Below are 12,884 nucleotides of genomic sequence, written 5' to 3'. Positions count from 1 at the left end.
TGAATTACATCATTGCCAATGAGCCCAGCATCACCGGTGTCGTCCAGGAGGTTCACGACACTTATATTCTCATCTACATTGAAACGGAGGGTTACCCAACCGGAGCTGACTGCTCCGTGTCTCTGGATGGGGAAAACAAAGACGGCCTGTACAGTCCAATTTCTGTGGGCGATGTGGTGACGGTCTACTTTGATGGCAGTATTGCAGAGAGTTATCCGTTGCAGATCAACACCGTGTATGCCATTACCTTGACGGAACCGGCAGACCGAGCACAACAAAACCAGGGGTGAGCGGACATTCTACGCCGCTCACCCCTGTCCTTTAACAAACGTTTATCCCCCTGGCGGTATCCTCACGACTCTATCTCATAGGGCCAGGTGTTGATACCGCCAAACTCATAGATATTGGTGTAGCCCAGTCCAGCCAAGCCAGAGGATGCAGTCTTGCTGCGATTCCCGCTGCGACAGTACACCAGCACTGTGGAATCCTTTTCCGGAATCACAGCGGCAGCAGTTTCCTCGTCAATACTCCCTACCGGCAACAGGACAGCCCCCGGAATATGGCCGCTGTCATATTCACTCTGCTCCCGCACATCCAGAACGATGACCTCTTGGGTGTCCATCATCCCTTTGGCCTCCTCCTGGGTGATCTGCTGATAGGAGGTGCCGGATGGATTCCCACTGCATCCAGTCAATAACAACAGTAGAGAGGACAACAAAAATGCCATTGGTTTCATTTCAATTCCTCCAATAGCCCGGCAGCAAAGGCCTTGTGCCCTGCTCCGTAAAGTGTTCGCCGTCATAGGCCGGAGAGATGCCCCACTTTCCAGCATCGACAAAGCTGCCCAGCCGCTCTGTCAGGGCATGACAGCTCTGGGCAAAGCTGTGGGTATAATCCACCAGCTGACGGTCTGAAACCCACTCTCCCAGGGTCATTGGCGGCGGTGCGATCAGTAGAATCTTGTTCCGCTCCATGGAAATGTCGCAGAGAAATCGCCCCAGCTTCTCAGCAGCCTACTCAGGGCTTTTGCCCTGGAGTAGATCATTTGTCCCAAGCATGACAATCAGCAGATCAGTATCAGCAGGAAATTGCGGGGCAGAGGAAGGGATCTCCCGTCCGTTCACTCCCATGTTACAGACTGTCCAGCCAGTTTTTCAGCCAGAATATCCACCCACCGGTCGTCCCCATCGTAGCGCCCGCCGAAATAGCTCTGGAGATCATAACCGAAGGTGTTAGAGTCGCCGAAGCAGATGACTTTCATTTTTCTGTGCCATTCCTTTCTCTGTACAGAAATGCCGTCAAGTATGGCCAGAGGTGACTATCACTTGAAAGTCTTCAGCCTTTCCAGGATTTCCACATCTGCCGGACAAAACTCATATTGGTCTATCTCATCTACCGTAATCCACCGGATGTCGTTGTGCTCCAACTTCTGAGGCACTCCTTCCTGAATAGTGGCGTGGAACAAGGTCAGATGAACAGTTAAGTCCGGATATTCATGGGTCACATCCATGAATATCTCCCCCACATTCAAGGTGATGGCCAGCTCCTCTTGGCACTCCCGGATCAGAGCCTGCTCTTTACTTTCTCCCGGCTCCACTTTTCCGCCTACAAACTCCCACAGAAGACCTCTGGCCTTGTGGGCCGGGCGCTGGCAAATCATGAACTTTTTCTTGTCCCAAATCAGGGCTGCAACTACTTCTGTCATATCTTTATCCCATCCAATTCTTCTTTTTCAAACCAATCTGGAGTGTGAAGATACAAATGAATTCTACCTTCCTGAAATATCCAGAGGCGACTGCTTTACTGACTAGATTTCAGTTTTTGACTTCGTCCAATCGCCCCATCCAGATTATCCAGGATAAACTCCTGTGCAGCCTTGCTATAGACAACTACGGTGTATGCCCCTCGAGGACTTTGTCTCTGTTCGACAGTAATTCCAAGGTCTTCTCCACTTCTTGTTGGTTTACGAATCATCTTTCCTGAGGCATCTGTCACGAGCACGAGGAGACCAATTTCGATCAACCACTCCAGGATGTGCCTGTAGCTTAGTTTGGTCATCTCCTCCGGCTGTATTAATTCGTTAATCCGCCTGGTAATCTCACTGATCGGAATGGGTGCTTCGGAATATCGGAAAGCCTCCCGTGCTTGATAATCAAGTTGGAAAGGCAACTTGCGTACGTTCCTTTTCCGCAGGGAAACACCCCCGTTTTCCACAACCTGTCCTAAAACATCGGAGACATAAAACAGACATCGTGAAATTTTGACATGATTTATGACATCCCCTTCTGACACCTCTTGACCAGTCAGTGGATTAATCCCATTTGCCAGCTTTTGAATATAACTCCTCGCATAAGCAATTTTTTCAACTTCTGTCATAGCGAATTCCTCATCTCATAACTATTTTATTTGTCATCCTCAGTAACTTCTGCAAAACAAGCCGAAGCAGCGCACACTTCTCACCCTCTTTTGCTTGGAAGTTCTTGGTTTTAGTATACCTGGAACAAAAGAATCCCACAAGGTATTCTTATAATTTCTTATATACGTCCCCTTGATGTGCAAATTTGCAACTGCTACAATGTTGATATTCATAAGGGGGCTTACTATATGGAAACCATTCGATGCCCACACTGTGGCAGTCCTGTTATGGTGCGGGGAAACCGCTGGGAATGTGGCTGGTGTGGAGATTTTGGGAGTACTTCCTCTCTGTTTCCCTCCGAACAGGCCAAGCTGGTTCCCGACGATAGCACGCCAAAAATCAATTTGAGTTTCACAATCTCTGTGGAGGACAGCACACCCCCGCCACGCCGCTTTACCCGCACGGAACTGGTGGATATGGTGCGTCGTTGGGATTTTTCCGAAAATGAAATGGCTTGCCGTGATTTACTGATTGCCGACTTCCCCCACGCTGTCCGGCGGTGGACAGCAGAAGAACTGGAGGGCATGGACACCCAGGATCTCCTATATCAAATCGCTGACAGTGACCCCAACACTGCAGTTCAGATGATGAAGTTGCTGCTGGACACAGCAGAAAGTCACCTCCAGGATCCAGAGGTGGCCGAGCAGCTGCTGGGATGTGATATGTACGATCTGTGCCAAAACCAGTTTCTCCAGGCTCCTCTTTTGAAACAACTCAAGCGGGATGACTGTTTGGCCCGACAGCTGTTTCAAAGTGCCTATGTAGGTAGTCCCCAGGAAGCACTGCTGGAAGCCTGCGACTGGTTTGGGGAGGCGGCACTGAAAGAACATCTGCAAGAACTTCTAAAGGGTAATCCCTATTTTGAAGGTTTTGACTGAACGAGGAGTATGATATGTTTCAACTTGTAACAGAAACTAATATTCGGGAAGCCGCAAAAATCCATGCGGAATCCTGGAGAGAATCCCACAAATTCTTCTGCTCTCCTGCCTTTATTGAAGCCCATACCATAGAAACTCAAATAGAATATATTCGCAAAGAGTTGTCACAGGGCAAAGTTTTTTCCTGCTTTACCTTGACTCCCCCAAGGGCATTGTTTCTTTGAAGGGGAATCTGATTGAAAACCTTTATGTACATCCCTCTGAACAACGAAAAGGATATGGAACACAGCTCTTGCGTTATGTCGAAGAACTATGTTCTGACAAGCCAACACTATGGGTACTGAGCAATAATCAATCCACAATCTCTTTATATCGCCGGGAAGACTATGAGTTCACAGGGAACCGCCGGAAATTACGCAGTAATTTAGCCGAACTGGAAATGCAGCACAACATATTTAACTAAATACATTTCCCTCCTTCTGGAAAAACAAAGAAAACGCCGTCGGTATGGGCTATCCCACGCCGACGGCGTTGCTTACTCTGTCTTTCAAAGAACCAAGCAGAGCAACACAATATTCAGGGCAACCAAAGTGTGTAAGACGATGTGATAAAAGTCTGGAATCAACCGATCCTCCCGTCGTGGCACAATGCAAAGACTCCCTTTTATTATTGGTCTGCACCTTCCTGATCTACACACGCATCTTCACCGCTTTTCATAAACGAGATCCACAATCCCGTTATACTGTTCCGTGCCCACCAGCTTCAAAGGGAATTCTTGTTCCATATCTGGGAACAGCCGCACACCTTTGCCCAACACTGTGGGAATTATTGATAGCCACAGTCGGTCAATATGTCCCTCTTTCAGAAGCTGTCCGGCCACGGATGCACCGCCACAAATCCAGATGACAACCTCCCGTTCCTCCTTTAGCTTATCAACCAGAGCTGTAAGTTCTCCATTCCAGAAGTAGATTCCCTCCCGGTCTGGTTCCTGCCGATGGGTTACCACATAACAGGGACGGCCCTGGTAAGGCCAACTGTCCAGGGCAAGTTCCGTGATGATTTGATGATAGGTAGTCCAGCCCATCACAATGGTGTCCACCGTCTCATAAAATACTGGATAGCTGCCAGGGGCATCCGGCTGGCTGCCGTCACCTCCCAACCAGTTCACGCCTCCCTGCTCGTCTGCGATATATTCATCCACGCTCATGGCGAGGTATAAGACGGTCTTCCCCATGAACATCTCCTCCTCAACGTTTTAATTCCTTTTTTGCTTCATCAACAGCATCCGGGTCTGCGCAACTCATAGCCTTTTGAAGCCAGTATTCTGCCTGGCTGCGGTTTTTCTCTACGTAGATACCCTGGTTGTAGAAACGGCCTACCAGTTCCATGCCCTTGCCATAACCAGCGTTTGCTGATTCCAAGTACAATTCAAAGGCTTTTGCCAAATCCACATCCGTTCCAAACCCATAGTGGTAACAAATACCCAGGTTATAGGTCGCTTCCACATGCCCCATTTCATGGGATTGAATCAAGAGCTTTGTGGCCAGATCATTGTCCTCCGGGACACCGTCGCCATAGATGTGCTTCATGGCTAGCTCAAATAATTCCTGCGCATTCATAACCTTTTCCTCATTTCTTTTTGACTTATCTTTCTTTGAATGCTCAGTAGTCAAACTCGTATTCTCCCACTGGAATCTTCTGCGTCAATATCTCCCCAGAGTACGCCTTGCGAATCTCAATGAGATTCAAAACGGTGTAGCCACGCTTGCGCAGAAACTCTATCATACGGTGGTTGTTTGGATGCACATAATTGTAAACGGTGTTGTCTCCATAGGAGGCTGCAATTTCTTCCGCTTTGCTGTGCAGAGCAGAAGCCACGCCACATCGACGGTATTCTTCCCGAACAAAAATGGACTCCACCCAGACAACTCCATCGTCAATCCGGCATACAACATAGCCTGCACATTCGCCATCTACCATAGCTGCATACACAGGAAACTTAGCAGCAAGGTATTCTTCCATTTCCTCTCGCCCTGCCTCCAGATTTGGCTTGGCTTGGATTCCCTTATAGGAACGCAACTCAACTCGGAACAGGGCAACCAACTGTGCAAGAGCTTCGTTGACTTTGGTAACTTGGATGATCTCCATGCTGTCTCCTCCATAGTATTAGATAGCAACTAGCAATTTGATGGGAATTTTGATTTTTACTTGGACTTTTCTCTCTTCTCTCTCCATATGTATTCTCCCATACCATATTTTAGGAATAAACCCAACGTATTCTATCACTTTTCAACGCGGAGCACAAGAGCACCATTTGATGTATCCCAACGCAGTCCAGTACACACCATATCCCCCAACTAATAGGGAACCTCTCTCTGTTCCTCATTTGTAGGCTTGCATATTATTACCCTACTGCTGCACGCTGCGTGCAGTCAAGGTTATGTATCAAAACCACCTCCCGTATATGGTTTGCAAATTTTGCGTGGGAAGATATGGGCAAAAAGAGAACGGTACTCGACCACTTTGTCAAACACCGTTCTATTATTGACTACTTGTTGGGCCACCTACCTCACAGGTAGAAACTTGTAGGGCTCAGTCACGCACTGGTAAAGTACAGCACCGCAACGGCGGCAGATTATGTACCGCAGTCAATTCCCCAGGCCAGTTTGAGGCCTGCGGTGAAGCTGACCTGGGAAATTTCTTCTCGCAATAGGGTTTGGGCATCTACAAGGTCCATAGGCCTGCGCCATTGCAGTTTGCCCCAGTCCCGCACTTCCCGGCGGGCAGTTTCAATCTCGTTCTCCAGTTCCGTAACATCCGGCTTTCGAAAGAACCGCTGGTGTAGAGCTGTCATGTAGTCATTCATGTGTACTGCCTCCTTATCAGTAGCACACAATACCGAACTACACTGAGAATATTCAGGAAATCTCACCACAATTATCAAATTGTTATCAATCTGATTTCCCCCGTGACCACAAGGTTTTCCTTTCCGTTTCCAACGGACACCCACCATTCCAAACACCCCCTAAATTATCCATCCCTCATAGGCGCAGCAAATCCTGTGGGCTGGGAAGTTAATCAGCGAAACAATACAGGAAAAGCGAAGCCATGTTGTCACACCAGGTAGCAAAAAAAGCAAAGTTTTAGTAAAGAACAATGAATCACATGGGCGAAAAAAGATTTTTTCATTTTACTCTTGCATTTTGAAAAAAGATATGCTATCATGTCATAGTTCGGTTGAGATCCGGGTGTGGCGAAGTTTGGTATCGCGCTTGACTGGGGGTCAAGAGGCCGCAGGTTCAAGTCCTGTCACTCGGACCATGCAGAGTATTCGTAGCTACTACGGGTACTCTGCTTTTTTATTGCTTGGTGAACCTGCGGCCTCTTGCATTGAAACCCGCCGCTAGGCGGCCACTGGGGCAATAGACCCGGTGGCCGCAGGTTCAAGTCCTGTCACTCGGACCAAGCAGAGTATTTGTACGACTACGAGTACTCTGCTTTTTTTGTTACTCGGTGAACCTGCGGCCTCTTGCTTTGAAATCCGCCGCTAGGCGGCCACTGGGGCAATGGCCCCGGTGGCCGCAGGTTCAAGTCCTGTCACTCGGACCATACAGAGTATTCGTAGCAACTACGAGTACTCTGTTTTTTTGTTACTCCCTGAACCTGCGGCCTCTTGACTTGAAATTCCACACCTCCCACCGCTCCCATATTTAACAGCCATTTGACAGTTTAGCCAATTACTTTTTTCGTTTTCTCTCTATCTTTATTGACTTCACACAATTTCATTGATAGAATATTGAGTGATTTTATACAAAGGGAGAGGATGCCATGAAAAAGCAACATCTCAAAAGAGCGCTGGCCTCCACACTGGCCCTAAGTCTTCTTCTATCCCCCGCCTTGTTCGTGCGCTCCAACGCAGCAACCCTGCCAACGGCAGGGTTGAAAGACCACTGGTCTTTTGAGGGCGACACCCCTCTCGTCAGCGATACCCAAACTGGCACAACCGCAACCCTTCAGGGAGACCACGTCAGCATTGCAGACAGTGGCAACTCTGTCTTCGGCAATGTGCTGCGATTTGGAGAAGGAACAGACAATTATATGCTTCTTTCCAACTACATCAACACCGGAAACCAGTCAACTTCCTTCTCTATGTGGTACCGCTACGACACCACCATCACCGGTGACATAGCCGCTGCCTCCACCGTGCTGCTGCAACACGAAGGAACCGGTCGTTCCATCCTCACCTTGCGCTCCGATGGAAAGTATCACACCTACATCAACGGCACCGATGTCATCTCCACGAGCAGCGTGACGAAGGGTGGCTGGCAGCACATCACTGTCACCTTTGACCAAGACACCAAGAAGGTGAAATTCTACATCAACGGTGAGTTGGACAGCCAGCAGGACCTGGGCGGCACCGCCGTCAACCAGGTGCTCACCCTCCGTCTGGGCGCCCACAAAACCGCCAACACCACCAACCCCCACCCCATGCGTGGCGATGTGGATGAATTCTACGTCTACAACAAGGTACTCACCGATGCGGAAGCCAAGGCCATCTACGAGGATAAGGCCGCTCCCCTGTACCAGGTTGATTTGAATGCTCTCATTCAGGAGGCCAAAACTCTGTATAACAGCCATGAGTTGGAAGATACTCACCAGAACGCTGTGCAGCTGGCCCAGGCCATTGATACAGCTGAAGAAGCCCAGTCTCTGGCTGAGATGAAGCAGGCATACACCGCCTTGGAGCAGGCCATCTCCAACTACAACTCTGTCATTCCCCTGCATCTGAACGTAGATTTGAGTCAAGTGGATCAGGTCATTGATGCCGACTCCATCTTCGGTATCAACCACCGCTACGCCTTCAACGGCTATGGCACCTTTGACTCTGAGACCATGCAGATGAAGGAGGAGTTCGTCCAGCTGTACCAGCAGGCAGGCTTTGGCTCCATCCGTTACCCCGGCGGTACCATCTCCAACCTGTTCAACTGGAAGACCACCCTGGGCCCTGTGGAAAATCGCAAGGATCAGATCCACGGTTTCTACAACAACCCCAACCAGGGCGGTATTGCTCCCAACTTCGGCATTGGTGAGATTGCAGACTTTGCCGACCAGGTGGACTCCGAGATCGTGTATGTATACAGCCTGGGCCGGGGCAATGCCCAGGACGCCGCCGATTTGGTGGAGTACCTCAATGCTCAAGTGGGTACCAACCCCAACGGCGGCATTGACTGGGCCGCCGTGCGTGCAGCCAACGGCCACGAGGAGCCCTACAATGTACGCTATTTTGAGATCGGCAACGAGATGCAGCAGGCCTACGGCCAGGCCGCTGACGGCACCACTTCCCAGGGCTACTGGACCGACTACGTCACCGGTGGGGCGGAAAAAGCCTACACCGAGGGCGGCACCGCCACCTTCACCCAGAAGTACACTGTGTTGGAGGAAAACTGGAACAAGGTGGCCTCCCAGTCCGACGGCACTGCCAACCAGGTGCGCTTCCTGCGCTACGCCAACCTGAACCCCGGTATGCTGGACGAGGACGGCAACATCGTGGATGACCCCAGCTTCAAGGCCATGAACGACGGTGTGCAGGTCTATGTGGGCACAGACGGAAACCTCACCCAGTGGACGGTGGTAACCTCTCTGGAGAACTCCACCGCCACCGACAAGCACTGTGTGGTCAACTACGCCAACGGCTCCATCCAGTTCGGTGATGGTGTCCACGGCATGATCCCCCCCAAGGGTCAGAACATCTACGCCACCTACTCCGTGGAGCGCCAAGGCTTCGTTGACATCTCCAAGGCCATTAAAAACACCACCGCACAGATCAACGCCGCCGAAGGCACCAACTATGTGGCCAACGTGTACACCAGCTATGAATCCCAGGGCTTTATCACTCGCATGAACAACCTGGGTGCCAACCAGTGGTACGACGGCATGACCATCCACCCCTACTCCGGCACCGTGTCCGGTGGTTCCAACGCCGAAACCTTCTATGATAACGCCATGAAGAAGGCCGAAGATGTGGGCATCGATCATGTCCAGGACTATATGGACATGCTGCCTGAGGGCAAGGTGCCTGTCATCAGTGAGTTCGGCATCTTCCGCAACACCGAGTCCCAGGTTCGCTCCCAGACCCATGCCCTGTATATTGCCAAGGTGATGATGGAGTATGTGAAACTGGGCAGCCCCTACATTCAGAAGCACTGTCTGTCCGACTGGTACAGCTCCGGAGCGGACTCCCTGGGCCCCACCCAGCAGGCTGTCATCCAGGTAGTGGCCCAGGAGGGCGCCAACACCACCACCGGTGAAGGCGAGTTCAAGTTCTTCTCCACCCCCTCCGCCCACGTCTTCCAGATGCTCAACTCCGGCTTCGGCAACCAGGTCGTATCCGCCCAGCTGGATTCTGCCCCCACCATGGCCAACGGCGTCACTTCCCTGACCACCTTGGCCAGCAAGGACGATGCAGGCAACATCTACATCGCCCTGGTGAATGTGGACCGTGAAACTGACCGCCAGGTGCGCCTGGATGTTGCCGACACCGATCTCACCGGCCGTGAAATGGTCATCCAAACCCTGGCCTCTGAGAGCATCACCGACGAGAACACTTTGGACAACCCCAACAACGTGGCTGTGGAGACCACCACCGCCATGGCTGATACTGCCGCTCCCGTGGTCAGCGTGCCCCGTCACTCCTTCGTGGTGGTCAAGCTGGCTGCCGTGGACAAGACCCAGCTCCAAGCCGCCATTGACAAGGCCCAGGCTCTCCAGGAGGAGGACTACACCCCCGAGAGCTGGAACGCCCTCCAGGACGCTCTGACCGCTGCCAAGACCGTGGGGGGCAACGCCGACGCCACCCAGACCCAGGTCAACGAGGCCCTGGCCGCCCTGCAAGGCGCCGTGAAGGCTCTGGTGGACGCCCCCGCTCCCTCTCCCTCCGTGGAGCCCAGTACTGAGCCTACCACTCAGCCTACCACTCAGCCTACCACTCAGCCTACCACTCAGCCCACTGCTCAGCCCACTGCTCAGCCCACTGCTCAGCCCACCACCCAGCCTACGCAGCCCGGAGACTCCGTGCCCCCCACCGGGGATCACATGACCATCTGGCCCGCTGCTGCCATGCTGGTTCTCTCCCTGGGCGGACTGGTTCTGGCCGAGCTCAGACGGCGCAGAGGGTAAGCCTCTGAGCACCCGCTCGTATCCACGACATAAAAACCGCTGGCAGACTGCACGAACGCAGTCTGCCAGCGGTTTCTTCATTCCTCCAGGGCCAGAGACGCCTGGAGGAGTTTTTTTGTATAGTCGTGTTGGGGGTTATCGTAGATGGCGTCCACGTCCCCCTGCTCCACAATCTCTCCCTGATACATCACCGCCACCCGGTCACAGATCTGATAGACCACCGCCAGGTCGTGGGAGATGAACAGATAGGACAGGTGGAACTTGGCCTTCAAATCCACCAACAGCTGGAGGATCTGGGCCTGCATGGTCACGTCCAGGGCGGACACCGGCTCGTCCAACACGATGAGGCGGCTGCCCCCGATGAGGGCGGCGGCGATGGCCACCCGCTGCCGCTGGCCGCCGGAGAGCTGAGAGGGACGGCGGGCATAGTGCTCCTCTCCCAGTCCCACCTGGCAGAGCATATCAATGGCCTGGGCACGACGCTCCTTCTTGTCCTTCACCCCCAGCACCCGCAAGGGCTCCTCCAAAAACCAGCCTACCGACTTGGCAGGATTCAGGGAGCCGTAGGGGTCCTGAAACACCATCTGAGGCCGGAAGGCGGTGACCTCCAAGGTGCCCTCGATGTCCTTCACCACACCCAAAATGCACTTAGCCAGGGTGGATTTCCCGGAGCCGGACTCCCCTACAATGCCCAGCACTTCGCCAGGTGCCAAGGTCAGGGAAACATTGCACAGCACCTGCTTGCGCTCATGCCCCTTGCCGTAATAGCTGTTGAGACCCTGGATCTTCACCATCAGTTGTTCAGCCATGGGTGCCACCTGCTTTCAGTTTGGTTCTGGTGGGGCGGGAAGCGATGAGCCGCTGGGTATACGCCTTCTGAGGGTGGTGGAACACCTGCTCCACATCCCCCGCCTCCACAATCTCTCCCTGCTGCATGACCACCACATGGTGGCACAAGGCCCGGATGACCCCCAGGTCGTGGGAGATGAAGAGAATGGCAATGCCCTCTTTCCGGTTGACCTCCTTCAACGTCTCCAGAATCTGAGCCTGAATGGTCACATCCAGAGCTGTGGTGGGCTCGTCTGCAATGAGCAGTCGGGGCCGCAACACCAGGGCAGCGGCAATCATCACCCGCTGACGCATTCCTCCGGAGAGCTGGTGGGGGTACTGGTGATACAACCCCTCCCCGTCGGGCAGCCCTGCCAGTGCCATGGCCTCCAGCGCCCGGGCTTTCCGCTCTTTGGCGTTCATTTTCGTGTGGATGCGCAGTGCCTCCTCCACTTGAGCCCCAATTTTCATGGTGGGGTTCAGGCTGGTCATGGGCTCTTGAAAGATGATGGACAACTCCTTGCCCTGATAGCTGCGCATCTGGCTGCGGCTCAAGTCCAGCAGCTCCACCCCTTCAAACCGGATGGAACCAGACACATGAACGCTCTTTCTATCTAACAGTCCCATAATGGCGTGGGCGGTCATGGACTTGCCCGAGCCGGACTCCCCCACAATGCCGATGACTTGGCCCTCCTCTATGGAGAGAGAAAAGTCCTTCACCGCCTCAAAATGGCCGTTGGCATGGGGAAATGAAATCTTCAAATGCTCTACTTGTAACATCATGCGCCCATCCTTTCCCGCAGGCCCTCGCCCAGCATACTCACACCCAGAATGGTGAGCACCACCACCAGAGCAGGACAGAGCATACACCAGGGGGCGGTGGACCACACGCCCTGGGCCTCATTGAGCATCCGGCCCAGGCTCACATCGGGAGCGGTGACACCGATGCTCAGATAACTCATGGACGCCTCGGCCAGCACGGCATTGTTAAAGCCAATGGTAAGGCCCGACAGTAGGGTGGGCCAGGTGTTGGGCAGAATGTGGACAAAGAGGATCCGGGGGTTGGAGATCCCCATGAGCCGGGCGGAACGCACAAAGTCCCGGTCCCGATACTTGAGAAACTCGCCCCGGACCAGGCGGGCAAAGCTGGGAACGAAGAGGATGCCCAGAGCCCCGATGACATTATACTTGCCCGGACCAATCACCGCCAGCACCACCAGAGCCAGAAGGATGCTGGGGAAGGCGGCCAGAGCATCGCTGAGACGCATGACCAAAGCGTCCACCACGCCGCCGTAGTAGCCGCAGAAGGCGCCGATGAGCAGCCCCGCCACAAAGCCAATGGCCAGCACGGCCAGGGCGATCATCAACGTGCTGCCCGCTCCCTCCATGGTGCGGGAGAGAATGTCCCGGCCCAGCTGGTCACAGCCGAAGGGGTGGGCCAGAGAGGGCGGGGCGTACTTATTGGCCCCCACCATGGCGGTGGGCTCATAAGGGGTCCAGAACACGCCCAGACCCGCAAACCCCACCATGAGTACGGTGAGCACCAGGCCCAACCGTCCATACCAGTTGTGTCTTCTCATGCTCCC

General features: G+C 53.2%; 17 protein-coding genes and 1 tRNA gene. 6 read left to right on the top strand and 12 right to left on the bottom strand.

Annotated elements, in window-relative coordinates:
* Window positions 1-290: YobA family protein (locus H9X86_RS05225; RefSeq protein WP_243416841.1), on the top strand; the 290-nt coding region annotated here is incomplete at its 5' end.
* 62 nt (window positions 291-352) lie between these two features.
* On the opposite strand, the gene H9X86_RS05220 is transcribed toward H9X86_RS05225, so the two are convergent.
* The 5 genes from H9X86_RS05220 to H9X86_RS05205 all read right to left on the bottom strand — a co-directional run bounded on the left by H9X86_RS05220 (window position 353) and on the right by H9X86_RS05205 (window position 2,376).
* The gene (locus H9X86_RS05220) at window positions 353-736 is read right to left on the bottom strand and encodes a rhodanese-like domain-containing protein (protein ID WP_204900513.1); all 384 of its coding nucleotides are present in this window, start codon (window positions 734-736) and stop codon (window positions 353-355) included.
* Window position 737: 1 nt separating this feature from the next.
* Window positions 738-974 (bottom strand): SGNH/GDSL hydrolase family protein, encoded by a 237-nt coding sequence (locus H9X86_RS12480; RefSeq protein WP_243416840.1) that lies wholly within the window; start codon window positions 972-974, stop codon window positions 738-740.
* A gap of 146 nt (window positions 975-1,120) precedes the next feature.
* On the bottom strand, window positions 1,121-1,261 hold the full coding sequence (locus H9X86_RS12475; protein ID WP_243416839.1) for an SGNH/GDSL hydrolase family protein: 141 nt from the start codon (window positions 1,259-1,261) through the stop codon (window positions 1,121-1,123).
* 60 nt (window positions 1,262-1,321) lie between these two features.
* A complete protein-coding gene (locus H9X86_RS05210) occupies window positions 1,322-1,705 on the bottom strand; it encodes a (deoxy)nucleoside triphosphate pyrophosphohydrolase (RefSeq protein WP_204900512.1) in 384 nt (127 codons plus the stop codon).
* Between the two features lie 95 nt (window positions 1,706-1,800).
* Window positions 1,801-2,376 (bottom strand): hypothetical protein, encoded by a 576-nt coding sequence (locus tag H9X86_RS05205; protein WP_204900511.1) that lies wholly within the window; start codon window positions 2,374-2,376, stop codon window positions 1,801-1,803.
* A gap of 228 nt (window positions 2,377-2,604) precedes the next feature.
* Between H9X86_RS05205 and H9X86_RS05200 the strand changes: the two genes are divergently transcribed.
* The 3 genes from H9X86_RS05200 to H9X86_RS12985 are packed head-to-tail and all read left to right on the top strand — an operon-like array spanning window position 2,605 to window position 3,757.
* Window positions 2,605-3,294 (top strand): hypothetical protein, encoded by a 690-nt coding sequence (locus H9X86_RS05200; RefSeq protein WP_204900510.1) that lies wholly within the window; start codon window positions 2,605-2,607, stop codon window positions 3,292-3,294.
* A 14-nt stretch (window positions 3,295-3,308) separates the two neighbouring features.
* On the top strand, window positions 3,309-3,518 hold the full coding sequence (locus H9X86_RS05195) for a hypothetical protein (RefSeq protein ID WP_204900509.1): 210 nt from the start codon (window positions 3,309-3,311) through the stop codon (window positions 3,516-3,518).
* On the top strand, window positions 3,440-3,757 hold the full coding sequence (locus tag H9X86_RS12985; protein WP_204900518.1) for a GNAT family N-acetyltransferase: 318 nt from the start codon (window positions 3,440-3,442) through the stop codon (window positions 3,755-3,757). Before H9X86_RS05195 ends, H9X86_RS12985 begins: the two co-directional genes overlap by 79 nt.
* Window positions 3,758-3,997: 240 nt before the next feature.
* Here H9X86_RS12985 and H9X86_RS05185 read toward each other — a convergent pair whose 3' ends face one another.
* The 4 genes from H9X86_RS05185 to H9X86_RS05170 form a co-directional block, all read right to left on the bottom strand.
* Window positions 3,998-4,534, bottom strand: coding sequence for a dihydrofolate reductase family protein (locus tag H9X86_RS05185; protein WP_204900508.1), 537 nt, complete (start codon window positions 4,532-4,534; stop codon window positions 3,998-4,000).
* A gap of 7 nt (window positions 4,535-4,541) precedes the next feature.
* Window positions 4,542-4,967, bottom strand: coding sequence for a tetratricopeptide repeat protein (locus tag H9X86_RS05180; RefSeq protein ID WP_204900507.1), 426 nt, complete (start codon window positions 4,965-4,967; stop codon window positions 4,542-4,544).
* Complete coding sequence (locus H9X86_RS05175; protein ID WP_204900506.1) at window positions 4,957-5,442, bottom strand: GNAT family N-acetyltransferase; 486 nt, start codon at window positions 5,440-5,442, stop codon at window positions 4,957-4,959. Before H9X86_RS05175 ends, H9X86_RS05180 begins: the two co-directional genes overlap by 11 nt.
* 487 nt (window positions 5,443-5,929) lie before the next feature.
* Window positions 5,930-6,160, bottom strand: a complete 231-nt coding sequence (locus H9X86_RS05170) for a hypothetical protein (protein ID WP_204900505.1) — start codon at window positions 6,158-6,160, stop codon at window positions 5,930-5,932.
* Between the two features lie 378 nt (window positions 6,161-6,538).
* Between H9X86_RS05170 and H9X86_RS05165 the strand changes: the two genes are divergently transcribed.
* Both H9X86_RS05165 and H9X86_RS05160 read left to right on the top strand, forming a co-directional pair.
* Window positions 6,539-6,615: transfer RNA gene (locus tag H9X86_RS05165), tRNA-Pro, on the top strand.
* 507 nt (window positions 6,616-7,122) lie between these two features.
* Window positions 7,123-10,470 carry an alpha-L-arabinofuranosidase family protein gene (locus tag H9X86_RS05160; RefSeq protein ID WP_204900504.1) on the top strand — a complete coding sequence of 1,116 codons (3,348 nt, stop codon included), beginning with the start codon at window positions 7,123-7,125 and terminating at the stop codon, window positions 10,468-10,470.
* Window positions 10,471-10,547: 77 nt separating this feature from the next.
* Here the strand turns inward: H9X86_RS05160 and H9X86_RS05155 are convergent, their stop codons facing one another.
* The 3 genes from H9X86_RS05155 to H9X86_RS05145 are packed head-to-tail and all read right to left on the bottom strand — an operon-like array spanning window position 10,548 to window position 12,878.
* Window positions 10,548-11,279: an ABC transporter ATP-binding protein gene (locus tag H9X86_RS05155; RefSeq protein WP_204900503.1), complete on the bottom strand. Its 732-nt coding sequence runs from the start codon at window positions 11,277-11,279 to the stop codon at window positions 10,548-10,550.
* Window positions 11,272-12,081, bottom strand: coding sequence for an ABC transporter ATP-binding protein (locus H9X86_RS05150; protein ID WP_243416838.1), 810 nt, complete (start codon window positions 12,079-12,081; stop codon window positions 11,272-11,274). The genes H9X86_RS05155 and H9X86_RS05150 overlap by 8 nt, the downstream gene beginning before the upstream one ends.
* Entirely contained in the window at window positions 12,078-12,878 is an 801-nt protein-coding gene (locus H9X86_RS05145) for an ABC transporter permease (RefSeq protein ID WP_204900502.1), read from the bottom strand. The genes H9X86_RS05150 and H9X86_RS05145 overlap by 4 nt, the downstream gene beginning before the upstream one ends.
* Window positions 12,879-12,884: the final 6 nt, after the last annotated feature.

This window comes from Pseudoflavonifractor capillosus (assembly GCF_016902575.1).
Taxonomy (GTDB): domain Bacteria; phylum Bacillota; class Clostridia; order Oscillospirales; family Oscillospiraceae; genus Enterenecus; species Enterenecus capillosus_A.
The sequence above is the reverse complement of the archived record's forward strand: the minus strand, read 5'-3'. Positions and strand labels throughout refer to the sequence as shown.

Excerpts from the sequence above, each read along its gene's own strand:
- H9X86_RS12475 (WP_243416839.1), bottom strand. The coding sequence starts at position 1,261 with ATGAAAGTCATCTGCTTCGGCGACTCTAACACCTTCGGTTATGATCTC.
- H9X86_RS05205 (WP_204900511.1), bottom strand. The coding sequence starts at position 2,376 with ATGACAGAAGTTGAAAAAATTGCTTATGCGAGGAGTTATATTCAAAAG.
- H9X86_RS05160 (WP_204900504.1), top strand. The coding sequence starts at position 7,123 with ATGAAAAAGCAACATCTCAAAAGAGCGCTGGCCTCCACACTGGCCCTA.
- H9X86_RS05150 (WP_243416838.1), bottom strand. The coding sequence starts at position 12,081 with ATGATGTTACAAGTAGAGCATTTGAAGATTTCATTTCCCCATGCCAAC.
- H9X86_RS05210 (WP_204900512.1), bottom strand. The coding sequence starts at position 1,705 with ATGACAGAAGTAGTTGCAGCCCTGATTTGGGACAAGAAAAAGTTCATG.
- H9X86_RS05170 (WP_204900505.1), bottom strand. The coding sequence starts at position 6,160 with ATGAATGACTACATGACAGCTCTACACCAGCGGTTCTTTCGAAAGCCG.
- H9X86_RS05220 (WP_204900513.1), bottom strand. The coding sequence starts at position 736 with ATGAAACCAATGGCATTTTTGTTGTCCTCTCTACTGTTGTTATTGACT.
- H9X86_RS05200 (WP_204900510.1), top strand. The coding sequence starts at position 2,605 with ATGGAAACCATTCGATGCCCACACTGTGGCAGTCCTGTTATGGTGCGG.
- H9X86_RS05175 (WP_204900506.1), bottom strand. The coding sequence starts at position 5,442 with ATGGAGATCATCCAAGTTACCAAAGTCAACGAAGCTCTTGCACAGTTG.
- H9X86_RS05155 (WP_204900503.1), bottom strand. The coding sequence starts at position 11,279 with ATGGCTGAACAACTGATGGTGAAGATCCAGGGTCTCAACAGCTATTAC.
- H9X86_RS05195 (WP_204900509.1), top strand. The coding sequence starts at position 3,309 with ATGTTTCAACTTGTAACAGAAACTAATATTCGGGAAGCCGCAAAAATC.
- H9X86_RS12480 (WP_243416840.1), bottom strand. The coding sequence starts at position 974 with ATGGAGCGGAACAAGATTCTACTGATCGCACCGCCGCCAATGACCCTG.
- H9X86_RS05145 (WP_204900502.1), bottom strand. The coding sequence starts at position 12,878 with ATGAGAAGACACAACTGGTATGGACGGTTGGGCCTGGTGCTCACCGTA.
- H9X86_RS05185 (WP_204900508.1), bottom strand. The coding sequence starts at position 4,534 with ATGTTCATGGGGAAGACCGTCTTATACCTCGCCATGAGCGTGGATGAA.